Below are 17,636 nucleotides of genomic sequence, written 5' to 3'. Positions count from 1 at the left end.
GGAAAGTATGACTTTTGGGGTGGTTCAACCATAGCAATGTGCTTTCTTTAATTTTACATAGTTGCTGTCGCTTCTTTTACGTTTTCCTTTTCAGGAAAGATATGTCTGAAAATAAAACGTACGATCGGACCTGCATAGATCAGCTGCCAGAAGAATGCCATCGGGAAGTTGAATGCGGTTGTCTGAAGCCATACAGCTACAAACTGATTTCCGGCATCCTTAAAGAGAATGGTTGCCGCGAGGCTCATTAACGGGCACATGAAAGCAACGGAAGGAACGGAGATCGCAAGGATCCTGCTGAACGGATGGCAGCTTTTGAAATCTACCATGCGCATTGCACAACCAAAAGCAAGCTTGGATACAAGGAAGAAGTCAAGGATAAATGCGATCGGTCCCATGATCACCAGTTCATGAAAAGCGTCAAGGAACACACGGTTTGTCATACTCCCTGTGTTCAGGGAAATGTTGTAGCAGATCATGGCGTAAACCATAAAAAATACCATGATAAGGGTAAAGATAACTTCCTGAAATTTGTTTTTTGGCATAAAAATCCTCCTTTAAAATGATTAAGTGATAATGTAAAACCTCAGAGCATGTGTTGTTCGTTAATCATTCAGGAGAATGTGCGTTTCCAATATATGACAGGATTTTGTCATAAACCATATTCGGTTTTTTGACCAAATCAAACTGCGAAGCAGTTATTTGGCTGTAAGCAGGCAGCAGAGCGGTTTACGAATATCCGCTTGATACCGGCGGTTATGATATCATAAGTAGTAAAGCCTTGTCAATAAGTAAAATTCGCAACATCCTGCGGAATGTTCTGAAAAAACATGGAAATATCAGAAGAGTAATTGAGAAAAAAATGGCAATAACTCCTCTTGACCGTTAAAGTTAGATATAGTAAACTTGTAAACGGTTAGCAGATTCTAACTAATGCGTAAAATTTGTGGCGGGCCGTATCCCCTGACAAAATGCGGCCTGAACAGGAGTTACGGACAGGGCGAAAAGACCAGACAGGAGGATAAATATCAAATGGATTATTTAGAGATTGAGAAGGTCATTGGAAGAGAGATCATTGATTCAAGAGGAAATCCGACCGTAGAGGCAGAGGTTTATCTGGCAGATGGAACGGTCGGAAGAGGAGCAGCACCAAGCGGAGCGTCCACAGGAGAATTCGAAGCACTTGAGCTGAGAGATCAGGATAAAAGCCGTTTTGGAGGAAAAGGTGTTTCGAAGGCCATTGAAAATATCAATACAGTAATTAATGATGCGCTGGCAGGAATGGATGCATCTGATATTTATGCAGTGGATGCTGCCATGCTCAAAGCAGATGGAACAAAGGACAAATCAAAACTGGGCGCAAATGCCATTCTTGCGGTTTCTATTGCGTGCGCACGTGCGGCTGCGATTTCTCTTGACATCCCCCTTTACAGATTTCTTGGTGGGGTGAACGGAAACAGACTTCCGGTTCCGATGATGAATATCCTAAACGGTGGTGCACATGCTGCGAATACCGTTGATGTTCAGGAATTCATGATCATGCCGGCAGGAGCACCAAGCTTTAAAGAGGGACTTCGCTGGTGTACGGAGGTATTCCACGCTCTTGCTGCACTTCTGAAAGAAAAAGGCCTTGCAACAAGCGTTGGAGATGAAGGTGGTTTTGCACCAGACCTTGGAAGCGATGAGGAAGCCATTGAGTACATCCTTGAAGCAGTGAAAAAAGCGGGATATGAGCCTGGAAAGGATTTTGTACTTGCCATGGATGCTGCATCCAGTGAGTGGAAAGGAAACAAAAAGGGGGAGTATGTTCTTCCGAAATGCGGAAAGAAATTTACATCTGCGGAGCTTGTTGATCACTGGAAAAATCTGATCGAAAAATATCCAATCTACTCTATTGAGGATGGCCTTGATGAGGAAGACTGGGAAGGCTGGCAGATCATGACAAAAGAACTTGGAGGAAAAGTACAGCTTGTAGGTGATGACCTGTTTGTTACAAATACAGAGCGTCTTGAGAAAGGTATCAGCCTTGGCTGCGGAAATTCTATTCTGATCAAACTGAATCAGATCGGTTCTGTATCTGAGACTCTGGAAGCCATCAAAATGGCACATAAAGCTGGCTATACAGCGATTTCTTCCCATCGTTCCGGAGAGACAGAGGATACAACCATTGCAGATCTTGCAGTGGCACTGAATACCTGCCAGATCAAGACAGGAGCTCCTTCCAGAAGCGAACGTGTGGCAAAATATAATCAGCTTCTCCGTATTGAGGAAGAGCTTGGTGATGCAGCAGTATATCCGGGATTCCGGGCATTCAATATCAAGAGATAAGATCATAACTAACACATTTCTCAAAAAGGTACGCTTTGGCGTGCCTTTTTTTGGCGAAAATAAGGTTGCCAGATTTCTCAAAATAGTATATTATGATTTACAGCCGTGTGAAAAAATAAAATTGAATATTGGAGATGCTATGAAAGAATACGTAAATACTTTTATGCGTTACAGGTTTCTTCTGGGAGAGCTTGTAAAAAAAGGAATCAAACTGAAGTACAGACGTTCCTATCTTGGTATCATCTGGTCTCTTCTTGAGCCGTTGCTTACCATGATCGTACTGACGATCGTATTCGGTACCCTGTTCGGAAACAAGGATCGGACATTTCCTGTATATATCCTGACAGGACGTCTTCTGTACACATTCTATTCCAGTGCCACAAAAGCGGCATTGAAATCAGTAAGAACGAATTCGGCAATGATCAAGAAAGTTTATGTGCCAAAATATCTCTATCCGCTGTCAAGTGTACTTTTTAACTATGTGATCTTCCTGATCTCGCTGATCGTGCTGGTTCCGGTAGGAGCAGTACTTGGTGTGGAGCCGACACTTTATATGCTCCAGATCCCGATCGCGTTGATCCTGGTATTTCTGCTGTCTTATGGGTGTGGAATGATCCTTGCTACGATCGGCGTTTTTTTCAGAGATATGGAATATCTGTGGTCAGTAGCGCTGATGCTGATCATGTATACCTGTGCGATCTTTTATTATCCGTCCAGACTGCTGAAAAGTGGTTTTTCATGGATCCTGAAATATAATCCGCTGTACTGTACCATCGATGTTTTTCGTTCGGGAATGTTCGGAGAGCCGATGAATCTTCATTATGCGGCATACGCACTGGTATTCAGCCTTGTGACGATTGCCATCGGAATGTTCTGTTTCAAGAAGAAACAGGATGAATTTATCCTTTATATTTAACAGGAGAAAAATATGGAAAAACCTGCAGTAGTTGTAGATAACGTAAGTATGAAGTTTAATCTCAGTAAAGAAAAGGTAGACAGCCTGAAGGATTACGTGATTAAATTCTTAAAAAAAGAAATTAAATATAATGAATTCTGGGCTCTTCAGAATGTTGATTTTGAGGTGAAAAAAGGTGACCGTGTAGGAATCCTGGGACTTAACGGAGCAGGAAAAAGTACTCTGCTCAAAGTAATTGCCGGTGTATTCAAGCCTACCGAAGGCAAGGTGGTCCGAAACGGCCGTCTGGTCCCTCTTCTGGAACTGGGAGCCGGTTTTGATTCGCAGTATACAGGACGTGAGAATATTTTTCTGTATGGTGCGATGCTCGGATATTCCAAGAAGTTTCTGGAATCGAAATTTGATGAGATCGTTGAGTTTTCTGAACTGAAGGAATTTATCGATGTCCCTATTAAGAATTATTCTTCCGGTATGAAGGCAAGACTTGGATTCTCCATTGCCACACTGGTATCACCGGATATCCTGATCCTGGATGAAGTCCTTTCTGTAGGAGATGCCAAATTCCGGAAAAAGAGTGAAAAGAAAGTCTTAAGTATGTTTGATAAGGGCGTTACGGTACTGTTTGTATCCCATTCTCTGGAACAGGTACAGCGCTTGTGCAATAAAGCAATGATACTTGAAAAAGGAAAACTGATCGCATATGGAGATATTGATGAGATCTCGGCCAAATATACGGAGATGATCAGATAAAGAACAGAAGGCGACCTAGGCAGTCGCATAAATAAAAAGAACCGGACAGTGAACGGTTTGAATAGCAGATAGCCAGACGATTTGCGGAAATGATGCAAATGTCTGGCTATTGTGTTATTATATTACGAAGAAAACAGGGAGGCAAAAAGATGACTTTACAGCAGATCCTTGAAAAGGTAAAAAAAGGCCAGCTCTCTGTGGAGCATGCAGAGGACCTTCTGAAAAAAGAGGGATATGAAGAAATGGATTATGCGAAGCTGGATACTACCCGAAAAGCGAGGACCGGTTTTGCGGAGGTAGTTTACTGTGCGAGAAAAGCAGACGAACATCTTTTGAATATCTATCAGAAGCTTTATGAGGAAGATGGAGAAGTCTTTGGAACAAGGGCGTCAGAACATCAGTATGAACTGGTAAAAAAGGTTCTTCCTGATGTGGTTTATGATCCTGTTTCCGGAATTTTGAAGATTGAAAAAGAGAAGGAGCATATCGGAAAGGTGGCAGTGTGTACAGCCGGAACAGCAGATATTTCTGTTGCGGAGGAAGCTGCCCAGACAGCAGAGTATTTCGGCACACATGTGGAGAGGATCTATGATGTGGGAGTCAGTGGTATGCACAGACTCTTTTCCAGGCTGGATACCATCCAGGAGGCTAACTGTGTGGTTGCGGTAGCAGGAATGGAAGGTGCGCTGGCAAGTGTTATGGGTGGTCTTGTGAAACGTCCGGTGATCGCGGTACCTACTTCTGTGGGATATGGCGCCAGCTTTCATGGATTGTCAGCGCTTCTGACAATGATCAATTCCTGTGCCAACGGAATTGCAGTAGTAAATATTGACAACGGATTTGGGGCAGGATATCTGGCAACCCAGATCAATCGGCTTGCGGAGGGAAAATAAATGAGAAACAAATTATATCTGGAGTGTACCTCCGGGATCAGCGGGGATATGACAGTTGCGGCTCTTCTGGATCTGGGTGCAGATCAGAAAAAACTGGTGAGAACTCTTAAAAGTCTGCCGGTAAAAGGTTTCGACATAAAGATCAGCCGTGTGATGAAATCAGGGATCGATGCCTGTGATTTTGATGTACTACTGGATCATGATCATGAGAATCATGATCATGATATGAAATATCTGTATGGGCATGATGGAGATTCTTACAGCCAGGATCATGGGGAACATCATTATCAACATAGTCATGAAGCCCTGGAAGCCCATGAGCATCCCCATTCTCATGAACATCATGTACAGGAAACCCATGGAAACAGTCATACATATACAGAAACGATGCATTCCCACCACGGACACCATCACCATGAACACCGTGGCCTTAACGAGATCATGGAGATTATCGACCATGCAGATATGACAGATCGTGCAAAATCCTATGGAAAAAGGATTTTTAAGATTCTTGCCGAGGCAGAAGCAAAAGCCCATAATGTACCGGTGGATCAGGTCCATTTCCATGAAGTGGGTGCAGTGGATTCCATTGTGGATATTCTTTCTGTTGCAATCTGTATGGATGATCTGGATGTGGAGGAAGTGATCGTTCCAAGACTTTGTGAGGGTAGCGGAACGATTCGCTGTCAGCACGGAATCCTTCCGGTGCCGGTACCGGCGGTAAGTAATATTGTAAGTGCTCATCAGCTGAAGCTGCATATCACATCGGTGCAGGGTGAACTGATAACGCCTACAGGAGCAGCCATTGTGGCGGCATTCCTTACATCAGAAAAACTGCCTGAAGATTTTACGGTGGAGAAGATCGGTATCGGAGCAGGCAAGCGCCAGTATGAGTGCCCGGGAATTCTCCGTGCCATGCTGATCCGGGAATCCGGGGAGGAGGCTTCAGGCAATGATGCTTGTACGGAAATAGACACCATTATAAAGCTGGAATCCAACATTGATGACTGTACAGGAGAAACGCTTGGCTATGTTATGGAGCTTCTGTATGAGGCAGGAGCCAGAGAGACCAATTACATGCCTGTGTTTATGAAGAAAAACCGTCCGGCATGGCTGCTTACCGTTCTATGTAAAAAAGAACAGGTTTCAGCGATGGAGCAGATCATTTTCAGAGAAACGACAACCATTGGGATCCGTCGCCAGGAGATGGGGAGAACCATTTTGAAAAGAGAGAAAAGAACGGTTACAACCCCGCTGGGAAATGTAGAAGTGAAGGTCTGCACTTTTGGCGGACAGGAATATTATTATCCGGAATACGAAAGCGTAAAAAAACTCTGTGAAAAAACAGGAATTTCCTATAAAGAAGCATATCATATGGCTGTTCGGGGATAAGATCGAGGTGGTTGCCTTGTATAATGCACTTACATATTGACACCTTTTCGAAAAAACTATATAAATGTATATAGAAAGATTATTGCCGAACAGAACAGCTGGCAATGATACAGTAAGGCAGAGGCAGGAGAAGGATTTATGGCGGTAACAATACAGCAGATTGCAGAACAGGCAGGGGTTTCCAGGGGAACCGTGGACAGAGCGTTGAACCACAGAGGACGGATCAATCCGGAGGTGGCAGAGAGGATCTGCCGTCTGGCGGACGAGATGGGATATGTACAGAAAGAACGGAAGCATTCCAGAACAGCTAAAGATGAAAGACTGAAGATCGGAGTGGTGACACAGCTTGCCAGATCTTCTTTTATGCAGGAAGTAAACCGTGGTATTGAGAAGGCAGCCGTGGAACTGAAAGAAAAAGGAATCCAGCTGATTCTGAAAGAGGGTCTTTCCGTTGATGAAGAGGAACAGCTGCAGGCCATTGAGGAACTGGAACAGGAAGGAATCCGGGGACTTGCGATCATGCCGGTAGACAGTGAGACTGTCCGGGAGAAACTGAATGCTTTGATCGAAGAGAAGAATATCCCAGTAGTAACCTTTAACTCTGATATTGTAGGAACGAGAAGAACCTGTTTTGTGGGAATGGATAACCGTAAAAGTGGACGTACCGCAGCCGGACTTCTTGGAATGCTGACAAGAGGAAATGGAAAGATCCTGATCATCACCGGATATTTTAGCAATCATGTTGACAATCAGCGAGTGGATGGCTTTGTGGAGGAAGCCAAGCGGGCTTTTCCACATCTGGAGATCGCCGGTGTTCACGGAAGCTTTGATGAAGCAGCTGAGGTGGAGCACATTATAGAAAATGCCATGATGAGTACTTCAGGGATCAGCGGGATCCTGGTTGTATCCGGAGGCCAGGCAGGAGTGGGGAAGGCATTTGAAAAGCTGAGACTTGACCGCAGGCCCTACGTTGTGATCTACGATCAGACTCCGAAGAATGAACGGGCACTGAAGAATGATCATGTGGATTTTCTGATCGACCAGAATGGATATGTCCAGGGGTATGAACCGCCAAGGATCCTGGCGGATATCCTGACAAAAGGACAGGAGCCGGAGAGAGAATATCTCTTTACAGATATCAAGATCAAAACAAAATATAACCTTTGAACATGTATTGGGCAAAGTATCATATAAAATAGTCTGCAGGATGAAAACTGCAGGCTTTTTTATATTACAGGAAATCTGTAAGATACTACGATATGAAATATAGATTCCAAGAAAACAACTGTCTGGATACATTTGATTGCGTGCTAAAAATATCAACACGCAAATGCACATGTAGATAATAGCTACTTTGAACAAAACAAAACTACAAAAATTGTATAGAATAACTGAAAAAAAGAAAAATGAAAAGAAGTACTTGCCCAAATTGTAAAACAGTGCTATATTAACATCATAAGAAACACGCAAGAAAGCACGCTAAATAAAAGGAAAAGCACGCAAAGTAAAAAAGCACACAAAAAAGAAGTAAAAAATAAACCATCAAACAAACGGAGGTAAGATCATGAAGTATATCGAATTTGATGAATCCAGACCAATGGACCTGGTGCTCCTTGGAAGAGTTGCCATTGATTTTAATCCTGCTTACAACGATCAGGTAAAGGAGGAGTTCAAACCCCTGAAGAAGGTACATATGTTTGAGAAATTTGTAGGAGGATCTCCTGCAAACATTGCTGTAGGTGTTACCAAGCATGGCCTGAAAGCAGGATTTATCGGAAAGGTTTCGGATGATCAGTTCGGTGAGTATGTTGTAGATTATTTTGATGAGAGAGGAATCGATACCTCACAGATCACAAAATGTACAAACGGAGAGAAGCTGGGACTTACCTTTACCGAGATGCTTTCTCCAAAGGAAAGCAGCATCCTCATGTATCGTAACCGTATCGCAGATCTGCAGCTTCATGTAGACGACATCCACGAGGATTATATCAAAAATGCAAAAGCGATCCTCATTTCCGGAACTGCTCTCGCAGAGAGCCCTTCCAGAGAAGCAGCGATCAAAGCGGTTATGCTTGCTAAGAAAGTAAACACAAAGATCATTTTTGATATTGATTACAGAGAGTACAACTGGAAGAATGCAGATGAGATTTCCATCTACTATTCCATCGTAGCTAAGGAAGCTGACATCATCATGGGCTCCAGAGAAGAGTTTGACCTTACAGAGAAACTGATTAAAGAAGGCATGACTGATGAGGAGAGTGCAGCTTACTGGCAGGCAAAAAATGCAAAGATCGTTGTCATCAAACACGGTATGAAGGGTTCCACAGCCTACACAGTTGATGGACAGAAGTTCAGCATCAAGCCATTCCCGGTTGAGGCAAGAAAAGGCTTCGGCGGCGGCGACGGATACGGCTCCGGATTCCTGTATGGACTGTATCAGGGTTGGGAGATCATTGACTGCTTGGAGTTTGGTTCTGCTGAGGCATCCATGATGGTTAAGAGCAACAACTGCTCCGATTCCCTTCCGGGACCGGATGAAGTTCACGCATTCATTAAAGATGAAAAAGAAAAATTCGGCGAAATGATCGCAAGAGTATAAAGAAAAGGAGTGGAAAAAATGGCAAAGACAGTAAGAATGACAACTGCACAGGCAATTGTAAAATTTCTGGATAATCAGTATGTTTCCATGGACGGAGTGGAGACAAAATTCGTAGAAGGATTTTTCACGATCTTCGGACACGGTATTGCTGTAGGACTTGGTGAGGCACTGGATACAAATCCGGGACAGCTGAAGGTTCTTCAGGGAAGAAATGAGCAGGGTATGTGTCACGTTGCTACCGCTTTTGCAAAACAGAGCAACCGCAAAAAAATCATTGCATGCGCTTCCTCCATCGGACCTGGAGCTGCAAACATGGTAACAGCATGTGCAACAGCAACTGTAAATAATATTCCGCTTCTTGTATTCCCGGCAGATACTTTTGCATCTCGCCAGCCTGACCCGGTTCTCCAGCAGCTGGAGCAGAGCAGCAGCCTTGCCGTCAGTACGAACGATGCATTCAAGCCAGTCTGCAAATACTGGGATAGGATCACAAGACCGGAGATGGTCATGACCGCTCTGATCAATGCAATGAGAGTTCTTACAGATCCGGCTGAAACAGGTGCATGCTGCATCGCACTTTGCCAGGATGTTGAGGGTGAGTCCTTTGACTTCCCGGAGTACTTCTTCAAGAAGAGAGTGCACAGGATCACAAGACCGGTTGCAGTAGAGGAAGAGCTTGAGGATGTGGCAGAGGTCATCGCAGGAGCTAAGAAACCGCTTATCGTTGTTGGTGGTGGTGTCCGTTACTCAGAGGCTGGAGAAGCTGTTGAGAAATTCTGTGAAGAGTTCAAGATCCCGTTCGGCGAGACACAGGCCGGAAAGAGCGCCTGCCAGTCTGGCAATCCATACTGCCTTGGCGGTATCGGTGTAACAGGAACCTACGCTTCCAACATCATCGGTAAAGACGCAGACGTGGTAATTTCTATCGGTTCCAGAATGTCTGACTTTACAACAAGCTCCAAGCATCTGTTCCAGAATGAGGATGTTCAGTTTGTAAGCATCAACAACTGCAGATTCCACGCATACAAGATGGATGCAGTAAAAGCAGTGGGTGATGCAAAAGCTACCGTAGAAGCACTTGCAGAAAAGCTTCGTGCAAGAGGATATAAATCTGCATACACAGATGAGATCGAGAAAGCAAAAGCTGCATGGGATAAAGAGATGGAGCGCCTTGGAAGCATTGAGTACACAGGAGATGATTTTGAGCCGCTGATCAAGGCAAGAGATCCTCGTACGATTCCGGAATATGTAAAGCTTACAAACGGAAAGATCACACAGACAGCAGCACTTGCAGCAATCAACAGAACTATCGACAAAGATGCAACCATCATCACAGCAGGCGGTTCCCTTCCAAGCTGTATGCAGCGTATGTGGAGAACAGACAAACGTGGCGGATATCATGCAGAGTACGGATATTCCTGTATGGGATATGAGGTTGCCGCTACCCTCGGTGTGAAATTTGCTGAGCCGGATAATGAAGTATACTGCGTAGTTGGAGATTCCAGCTTCCAGATGCTCCACAGTGAGATCATGACTATCATGCAGGAGAGACAGAAAGTCAATATCATGGTATTCGATAACTGCGGATTTGGCTGCATCAACAACCTTGAGATGAACCACGGAATCGGAAGCCTTGCAACAGAGTTCCGTTATACAGACGGCAAGAAACCGACCGGAGATCTGATCCCTGTAGATTATGCAAAGATCGGCGAAGGCTATGGTCTGAAGACCTATACCTGCCGCACCATCCAGGAATTGGTAGACGCTCTGGAAGATGCCAAAAAGCAGGAGATCGCATGCCTCTTTGATCTCAAAGTTATCCCGAAGACCATGACAGACGGATATGAGTCCTGGTGGGATGTAGGAATCGCAACAACATCTGAGAAAGAAAGCGTAAGAAAGGCCTGCGAAGGAGTTATGAAAGGCCGTGAAGAGGCAAGACTGTACTAATCTGGGAGGTAAGAAAATGAGTAAAGTATTTGGTTATCCGGAATATGACGAAAAAGGCGAAAAGATTCTTACAACATACGATAATGAGTACAAGGCCATGATGATGGACATCCGTGTTTACCGTATGAAGGCAGGGGAGACAAGAACATTTTTAAGAGAGGGTGAGGAGACAGCAGTTCTCCTCCTCTCCGGAAATATCACCTATAAATGGAACGGAAACGAAGCAGCAGCAACTAGAAAAGATGTGTTCACAGAGGGACCTTGGTGTGTTCATGGATGTACAGGAACTGAGATCGCAGTTGTGGCAAATGCGGAGTCACAGATCCTTGTCCAGTGCACAAAGAATGAGAAAGATTTCGGTGCAAAACTCTACAAACCGGAAGATGCTCCGTGGGGATATTCCTGCGTAGGCAAGTTCGGAAATGTTGCGAAGAGAAGAGTAAACACCATCTTCGATCATGACATTTCACCGGAGTCCAATATGGTACTTGGTGAGGTTCTCAATGACAGAGGAAACTGGTCCGGATACCTGCCGCACAGACATCCGCAGCCTGAGACATACTTTTTCAAATTTGATCATCCGGAAGGATTTGGAGCAAGCTTTGTCGGTGATCAGGTATTTAAGAGTACAGACGAGAGCTTTTCCGCAATTCCAGGAGGAGAGCTTCATCCGCAGGCAGTTGCACCTGGATATCAGATGTATACATGCTGGATGATCCGCCACATTGACGGAAATCCGTGGCTGCAGACAGACCGCTGCGAGGATGAGAGATATACCTGGCTTCATGACGCCGAGTTTTAAGGATTCGGAGATACTGATACTGGATCGTAAATAACAGGCAGCAGGAAGAGGAAAATGCTGTTGTTCGTGAGGAGCGGACAGCAGTAGACCTGCTGCTATTATGAAAAAAATTGTACTGACTGAAGGGAGATTTTGACAATGGCAAGAGAATTTATTGTACCTGGAGAAATTATTTCCGGTTCCGGAGCACTGGACATGGCAGAAGGAGCACTGAAACTCCTTGGTAAAAAAGCTCTGATCGTAACCGATAAAGTAATGATCGACCTGGGAAACTGTGCAAAAGTTGAGAAGGCGCTGACAAATCAGGGCATTGAATACAGCATTTATTCTGACATCTGTGGTGAGCCAACAGATACCATGATCGAAAAAGGCTTACAGATCTATAAAGATGCGAACTGTGACTTCCTGGTAGCTCTGGGAGGCGGAAGCCCCATTGACTCCATGAAAGCCATCGGCTCACTGGTAGTAAACGGTGGAAGCATTTCCGACTACATGGGAAAAGTGATCGATGTAAAGATGCCGCCAATGGCGGCGATCCCTACCACAGCAGGAACGGGATCTGAGGCAACACAGTTCACGATTATCACGGATACCAAAAAAGACATCAAGATGCTTCTTAAAGGCAAAGTTCTCATGCCGGATCTTGCCATTATCGACCCACAGTTTACTATGACTGCACCTCCAAAGATCACAGCAGCAACAGGTCTTGATGCACTTTGCCACTGTGTGGAAGCTTATACATCCAGAAAAGCACAGACACTTTCCGATACTTTTGCAGTATCTGCAGTAAAGAGGATCTTTAAATATCTTCCGGTTGCATATAAAGACGGAAAGAATGAAGAAGCTCGTGTACAGATGTCTGTCGCTGCTCTTGAGGCAGGAATCGCATTTAACAATGCATCTGTTACCATTATTCATGGAATGAGCCGTCCGATCGGAGCACTGTTCCATGTAGCACACGGACTTTCCAATGCCATGCTTCTGAAGGAGTGCCTTACCTTTGCGCTTCCCGGAGCATACGACAGATTCGGAGCGTTGGGACGTGATATTGGTGTGGCGGATGCAACTGATTCTGATCAGGAAGCGGCTGAGAAATTCCTGAAAGCAGTAGAGTCACTTGTAAATGAACTGGATACTCCGACTCTGGAGCAGTTCGGTATCAATAAAGAAGAGTTCTTCAACGTCATCGACAAAATGGCACATGATGCCATGGACAGTGGAAGTCCTCAGAATACCATGCGTGATGTAACAGAAGAGGAAGTAAAAGAAATCTACAGAAAACTCTGGTAAAATGTAAATGTAAACCCTGCATTGCCAGATAGGAAAAGACTCCGGACCGGAGAAAAAGGCTCCGGAGTCTTTTTTCCCGTGGCAAATATAGCTGCAAAAGAAAAGGAGGCATATCCTTCATGAGAAAAAAGTATATCTGTATTCTGGTGGCAGTCATAGGAGTTTGCAGCCTTTCCGGATGCGGGTCTTCTGCAAGGAAAACAGAAGAAGAGCAGGTAACGATCGGTGTTGTTACAAAATCTAAAAGCAGTGAATATTGGTTGTCTGTCTGCGACGGAATGAAAGATGCGGCAGAAAAATATCATGCAGATGTGGTGATTCTGTCCCCGGATTCCGAAACAGAAGAAGAGGTTCAGAAAAATATGATCCGGGATCTTCTGAAAACCGATATCCAGGCGATGGCAGTTTCTCCTATAGATTCCTATGAATGCGAAGATTATTTAAATTTCGCAAGAGAAAAGGGGATTTCTGTATATGCCTGTGATACTCCCATAGAGGATTCAGAAATTCCTTATATTGGAATTGACAATGAAAAACTAGGCTATGAGCTGGGCGAGCAGCTTGCAAAGGCTCTGGATCATAAAGGAAAGATTGGCGTGATCGCCGGTGATTTTAAGCAGGCTGGACACCGGATGCGTGTTGCCGGATTTGAAAAATATATGGAAAAAGAGCCTGGGATCACCATTGAAATGGTTCGGAACGGATACAGCAATATGCGGGTTTCCCAGAAGGATGTGGATGAGATCCTGGTGAAGTATCCGGATCTTAACGGAATCATGGCCACAAGTGCAGTGACGGCCCTGGGGCTTTCAGAGGCAACTGAAGGACGGGAGATTTCTATTGTTTCCGTAGATGCTCAGGAAGATGCCTTGAAAGCGGTTCAGGATGGGCGTATTGTGGCGCTTGGCGCGCAGTCCGGTTATCAGATCGGTTATGAAACTATCCGGTATATTGTGAAGGATCTGGAGGGAGAGGGAACAGGAGAAGATGAGATTCTGGATTCCCAGGTGCTTACCGAAGAAAATATTGATACATATATGAAGGATGACGGACATGCTCATCCCTGATACAAGCAGGTTTCCATCCGCTGCTTATTATTTTTTACAATCCGGCAGAGGCATTGACTGATTCGGTAAAAAGTCAGGCTGGTATCCAAAAATAAAACACAAAACATAAAAATAGGACAAAAGAAGGATGTAGAGATATCAGAACCAGAAAAACTTTGGTACAGATTTAACAGTCAGGTAAAAATAATACCGAAAAAACTAAAATTTCTCATACTATGATAATCCCGTATTTTCGATAAAATAGAATCATCAAAAGGAAAGCGAAAATAAAAAACGAAAAGAAATGAAAGGGCGGGATAATAAGATGGAGAAGAAAAAACTTTCGGTATCAACAGGGCTGTGTTATGCTGGAGGAGATGTAGGATGTAATATCGTGTTCGGAATGATCGGAACACTGCTGACGCTGTTTTACACAGATTATGTAGGGATAAGCGCAGCAACAGTAGGACTGGTAATGTTACTTTCCAGATGCTTTGATGGATTTTCCGATCTGGTCATGGGTGTCATTGTAGAGAGGACCAATTCCAAATGGGGAAAATCAAGACCCTGGCTTCTGTGGATGAGCATTCCGTTTGCGCTGTCAGCAGTACTGCTTTTCACAGTGCCGCGTACAACAGGGATGCTTCAGTTTCTGTATCTCTTTGTAACCTATAACTTCTGTACGACCATATGCTATACAGCGATCAATCTTCCATATGGAAGCCTTTCTTCAATGATGATACGCGAATCATCAGAGAGAGATAAACTCAGTGTATTGAGAATGGGACTGTCACCTATCGGAAAGATCGTTGCAGCAACCTGTACACTGCCGCTTGTAAAGCTTCTTGGAAATGATCAGGCTGCATGGATCAAGGTTATGAGTGTATGGGCAGTGCTTGCACTTGCACTTCTGCTTCTCTGCTTCTTCAGATGTGAGGAAAAGGTTCAGATCGAAGCAAGAAAGAAAGATGAGAAGCTTCCGATTCCGACAATGCTGAAGGCACTTTTTGCAAATCAGTATTTCTGGGCAGTAATGCTTCTGTGGACAGTACAGAGTGTATCCTTTACGATCACAGGAACCATTCTTCCGTACTACTGTAAATATATTTTCAACAATGATACATGGATGTACAGCGCACTGTTCCTTACAGAAACCCTGGTTCTGGTAGTGGGAATCTTCATCTGCTCACCGTTGATCAAGAAATTTGGAAAAAGAAATATCGCATTTGTCGGCGGATTTGTTGCACTTGGCGGCCAGATTCTGTTTTTCCTGAATCCATACAGCTTCGGCTTCATGGTTATGAGCTGTGTCACACGTGCCATCGGACTTGCTCCACTGAACGCAGTTGTATTCAGTATGGTTGGTGATGTAGTAGAGTTCGGACAGTGGAAAAACCATATCCGTCAGGAAAGTCTGATCTTTGCAGGCGGTTCCATCGGAACAAAAGTTGGCGCAGGTCTTGCCTCCGCAGTGATCACAGGTCTTTTAAGCAGTTCCGGATATGTAAGCTCATCTGCAGGAATAACTGCACAGCCGGAAACAGCACTGGAGATGATCGTTTCTCTTTATAAATTTGGACCGATCCTCATTGCAGCAGTGATCATTGTAACGCTTTTCGGATATAAGCTTGACAAAATGTATCCGGCGATCATGCAGGAGCTTACCGAGCGCGAGGCACACGGACAGTTATAAACATTTTATTGTAAAACATATATTCAACCGCAAACAGGAAATCAGGCAGGGGTAGGATACTCCTGCTGTTTCCTGCGTTTATGGGCATATAGCATAGAGAGGCGTATATCCGCTTTACGGAAGGGAGGAGTTCTATGTTAAAAAGTATCCGGGCAAAGATATTACTGGCGATCCTGACAGTAACCATGTTTACTGCCTGTTCTCTTACGGTGGTATTTTATTTTCGGGCAGCAGGGATGATCGAAGAAAATTATTCAGGTATCCTGTATGGACGGATGCAGCAGACTATAAAAGATCTGGACGAATCCCTGAAAGAGATTTATTATGTGAATACGAGAACTGCCTGGGATACAGATATACGGAATAATGCGAAGGAATACAGCTATACAGGAAATGAAAACAGCCTGGAAAATATGGCTGGGCTTCTCCGGGAACACAGTCGGGAATATAAAGATATCAACTCCCTTTACTTTGTCTTTCCAGACAAAAAAATGGCTGTGACTTCTGAGGAATTTCCGGTAAACAAGCAGGGGATTTCAGGAGAACATATCGAGGAATTGGAAAAAATACAGGAACTGGATTCCTTTCCGGTTCTTGTGGAATCTCCGATCCATGAAGGAGGCAGCTTTCTTTCTGTGATCCAGAAGGTAGAGGATGATAACGGAGAGATTCTGGGGTATGTTGTCGCAGACATCAGGGAACGGGCAATTTATTACGAATATCTGGAAGCTGTCAATGATGAAAAGATCACCAGAATAGTTCTGGTAGACAGAAATGATGAAATCGTGACATCCGGAGACTACAGTGACATTGGAAAAACATTTCCGGAGATTACAGACCAGAATGTTCCTAAAATGGAAGGCTATGCAGAAAAAAACGGTGTGATCTCTTTTTTTAGCAGAGGTAGCTTTTCAGACTGCGGCTTATATCTGGAGGTACCGAAAAAAGAAGTTTTAAGCGGACTTTCCCGGATGCGGCTCTTTCTGATCGGAATATTTGGTGCAGTTTTTGTGGCAGCTGTGCTGCTGGCACTGTGGCTCTCCAGAGTAGTCTGCGGACCGCTCAGATCCATGACTGGCACGGTTGAGAAGGTTGGTGAGGGAGATCTGAGCCTCCGTACAGAAGTGACTACTGCTGATGAGATCGGAACCCTCGGAAAAGAATTCAACCACATGCTGGATTATATCGAAGCTCTGATCGCCCAGGTGATCGAAGAGGAACAGCAGAAAAAAGATGCAGAGCTGGAAGCACTGCAGTATCAGATCACACCGCATTTTATGTATAATACATTGAACTCCATCAAATTTGCGGCATTTCTGAAAGGGGAAAAAGAGCTGGCAGGGCTTATTGGAGATTTCGTGGAGCTTCTGCAGGCCAGTATCAACAAAAAGGGAAGCTTCCTTTCTGTTGCCGATGAGATCCATATACTGAAAAATTATATCCATCTGCAGGATTTTCGCTATCAGGGAAGCTTTCAGGTGAAATATGAGATCTCTGAGGAAGCATACCGGTGCTATATTCCAAGACTGATCCTTCAGCCGCTTGTGGAGAATGCTCTTCTTCACGGGATCGACATCAAACGGCAAACAGGAAAAATCTGGATCAGCGGAAACGTAAGTGAAGGAAAGCTGATCCTCATAGTAAAGGATAACGGCAGAGGAATGACAAAAGAGCAGATCCGAGATCTTTTTAACAGTCATGCAAAAAAAACAAACGGACTTTCCGCAGTGGGGATTCCAAATGTAAAAGAACGCCTGGAGCTTTATTACGGGACACAGGGAGGAATGGAATACGTAAGCAGTGGAAACGGTACAGAGGTCACGGTATTTCTGCCTGCGATCTATGATATGCCTGAAGAAGGGAGAAAAAATTAATGTACAGAACACTGGTGGCAGATGATGATTTTCTTGTAAGGAGCTATCTCAAAACCCTGGATTCCTGGGAAAAAGCAGGATATGAGATCGTGGATGATGCAGA

At 44.4% G+C, this 17,636-nt stretch carries 14 protein-coding genes; 13 read left to right on the top strand and 1 reads right to left on the bottom strand.

Annotation, left to right across the window (positions count from 1 at the left end):
- Positions 1-53: 53 nt before the first annotated feature.
- Positions 54-545, bottom strand: a complete 492-nt coding sequence (locus tag ABCM67_RS08760) for a DUF2798 domain-containing protein (RefSeq protein ID WP_147603461.1) — start codon at positions 543-545, stop codon at positions 54-56.
- 487 nt (positions 546-1,032) lie between these two features.
- Here ABCM67_RS08760 and eno point away from each other — a divergent pair, with 487 nt between their 5' ends.
- From eno to ABCM67_RS08695, 13 genes are all read left to right on the top strand, one after another.
- Positions 1,033-2,328 carry a phosphopyruvate hydratase gene (gene eno, locus ABCM67_RS08755; RefSeq protein WP_044961624.1) on the top strand — a complete coding sequence of 432 codons (1,296 nt, stop codon included), beginning with the start codon at positions 1,033-1,035 and terminating at the stop codon, positions 2,326-2,328.
- A 139-nt stretch (positions 2,329-2,467) separates the two neighbouring features.
- Complete coding sequence (locus ABCM67_RS08750) at positions 2,468-3,244, top strand: ABC transporter permease (protein WP_147603460.1); 777 nt, start codon at positions 2,468-2,470, stop codon at positions 3,242-3,244.
- A 12-nt stretch (positions 3,245-3,256) separates the two neighbouring features.
- Positions 3,257-3,994, top strand: a complete 738-nt coding sequence (locus ABCM67_RS08745) for an ABC transporter ATP-binding protein (RefSeq protein ID WP_021651749.1) — start codon at positions 3,257-3,259, stop codon at positions 3,992-3,994.
- A 149-nt stretch (positions 3,995-4,143) separates the two neighbouring features.
- On the top strand, positions 4,144-4,887 hold the full coding sequence (gene larB / locus ABCM67_RS08740) for a nickel pincer cofactor biosynthesis protein LarB (protein ID WP_022426321.1): 744 nt from the start codon (positions 4,144-4,146) through the stop codon (positions 4,885-4,887).
- Complete coding sequence (gene larC, locus ABCM67_RS08735) at positions 4,888-6,279, top strand: nickel pincer cofactor biosynthesis protein LarC (RefSeq protein WP_147603459.1); 1,392 nt, start codon at positions 4,888-4,890, stop codon at positions 6,277-6,279.
- 138 nt (positions 6,280-6,417) lie between these two features.
- Complete coding sequence (locus ABCM67_RS08730) at positions 6,418-7,446, top strand: LacI family DNA-binding transcriptional regulator (RefSeq protein WP_022426319.1); 1,029 nt, start codon at positions 6,418-6,420, stop codon at positions 7,444-7,446.
- Positions 7,447-7,843: 397 nt separating this feature from the next.
- Positions 7,844-8,878 carry a 5-dehydro-2-deoxygluconokinase gene (iolC, locus tag ABCM67_RS08725; RefSeq protein WP_015524405.1) on the top strand — a complete coding sequence of 345 codons (1,035 nt, stop codon included), beginning with the start codon at positions 7,844-7,846 and terminating at the stop codon, positions 8,876-8,878.
- 18 nt (positions 8,879-8,896) lie between these two features.
- Positions 8,897-10,828, top strand: coding sequence for a 3D-(3,5/4)-trihydroxycyclohexane-1,2-dione acylhydrolase (decyclizing) (iolD, locus tag ABCM67_RS08720; protein WP_118608902.1), 1,932 nt, complete (start codon positions 8,897-8,899; stop codon positions 10,826-10,828).
- Between the two features lie 16 nt (positions 10,829-10,844).
- Positions 10,845-11,630 (top strand): 5-deoxy-glucuronate isomerase, encoded by a 786-nt coding sequence (locus tag ABCM67_RS08715; protein ID WP_173733939.1) that lies wholly within the window; start codon positions 10,845-10,847, stop codon positions 11,628-11,630.
- 138 nt (positions 11,631-11,768) lie between these two features.
- Positions 11,769-12,920: an iron-containing alcohol dehydrogenase gene (locus ABCM67_RS08710; RefSeq protein WP_173733938.1), complete on the top strand. Its 1,152-nt coding sequence runs from the start codon at positions 11,769-11,771 to the stop codon at positions 12,918-12,920.
- A gap of 119 nt (positions 12,921-13,039) precedes the next feature.
- The gene (locus ABCM67_RS08705) at positions 13,040-13,987 is read left to right on the top strand and encodes a substrate-binding domain-containing protein (protein ID WP_342992750.1); all 948 of its coding nucleotides are present in this window, start codon (positions 13,040-13,042) and stop codon (positions 13,985-13,987) included.
- Between the two features lie 283 nt (positions 13,988-14,270).
- Complete coding sequence (locus ABCM67_RS08700; RefSeq protein WP_021651742.1) at positions 14,271-15,659, top strand: glycoside-pentoside-hexuronide (GPH):cation symporter; 1,389 nt, start codon at positions 14,271-14,273, stop codon at positions 15,657-15,659.
- A 134-nt stretch (positions 15,660-15,793) separates the two neighbouring features.
- On the top strand, positions 15,794-17,533 hold the full coding sequence (locus ABCM67_RS08695; protein ID WP_342992749.1) for a sensor histidine kinase: 1,740 nt from the start codon (positions 15,794-15,796) through the stop codon (positions 17,531-17,533).
- The last annotated feature ends 103 nt before the right edge of the window (positions 17,534-17,636 follow it).

The organism is Blautia sp. 2227st1_G12_2227SCRN_220401, from assembly GCF_039062885.1.
In the GTDB taxonomy this organism is placed as follows: Bacteria; Bacillota; Clostridia; order Lachnospirales; family Lachnospiraceae; genus Blautia_A; species Blautia_A fusiformis.
Note: the sequence above shows the minus strand (reverse complement) of the source record. Positions and strands in the feature narration are given on the sequence as shown.

Excerpts from the sequence above, each read along its gene's own strand:
- ABCM67_RS08760 (WP_147603461.1), bottom strand. The coding sequence starts at position 545 with ATGCCAAAAAACAAATTTCAGGAAGTTATCTTTACCCTTATCATGGTA.
- eno (WP_044961624.1), top strand. The coding sequence starts at position 1,033 with ATGGATTATTTAGAGATTGAGAAGGTCATTGGAAGAGAGATCATTGAT.
- ABCM67_RS08750 (WP_147603460.1), top strand. The coding sequence starts at position 2,468 with ATGAAAGAATACGTAAATACTTTTATGCGTTACAGGTTTCTTCTGGGA.
- ABCM67_RS08745 (WP_021651749.1), top strand. The coding sequence starts at position 3,257 with ATGGAAAAACCTGCAGTAGTTGTAGATAACGTAAGTATGAAGTTTAAT.
- larB (WP_022426321.1), top strand. The coding sequence starts at position 4,144 with ATGACTTTACAGCAGATCCTTGAAAAGGTAAAAAAAGGCCAGCTCTCT.
- larC (WP_147603459.1), top strand. The coding sequence starts at position 4,888 with ATGAGAAACAAATTATATCTGGAGTGTACCTCCGGGATCAGCGGGGAT.
- ABCM67_RS08730 (WP_022426319.1), top strand. The coding sequence starts at position 6,418 with ATGGCGGTAACAATACAGCAGATTGCAGAACAGGCAGGGGTTTCCAGG.
- iolC (WP_015524405.1), top strand. The coding sequence starts at position 7,844 with ATGAAGTATATCGAATTTGATGAATCCAGACCAATGGACCTGGTGCTC.
- iolD (WP_118608902.1), top strand. The coding sequence starts at position 8,897 with ATGGCAAAGACAGTAAGAATGACAACTGCACAGGCAATTGTAAAATTT.
- ABCM67_RS08715 (WP_173733939.1), top strand. The coding sequence starts at position 10,845 with ATGAGTAAAGTATTTGGTTATCCGGAATATGACGAAAAAGGCGAAAAG.
- ABCM67_RS08710 (WP_173733938.1), top strand. The coding sequence starts at position 11,769 with ATGGCAAGAGAATTTATTGTACCTGGAGAAATTATTTCCGGTTCCGGA.
- ABCM67_RS08705 (WP_342992750.1), top strand. The coding sequence starts at position 13,040 with ATGAGAAAAAAGTATATCTGTATTCTGGTGGCAGTCATAGGAGTTTGC.
- ABCM67_RS08700 (WP_021651742.1), top strand. The coding sequence starts at position 14,271 with ATGAAAGGGCGGGATAATAAGATGGAGAAGAAAAAACTTTCGGTATCA.
- ABCM67_RS08695 (WP_342992749.1), top strand. The coding sequence starts at position 15,794 with ATGTTAAAAAGTATCCGGGCAAAGATATTACTGGCGATCCTGACAGTA.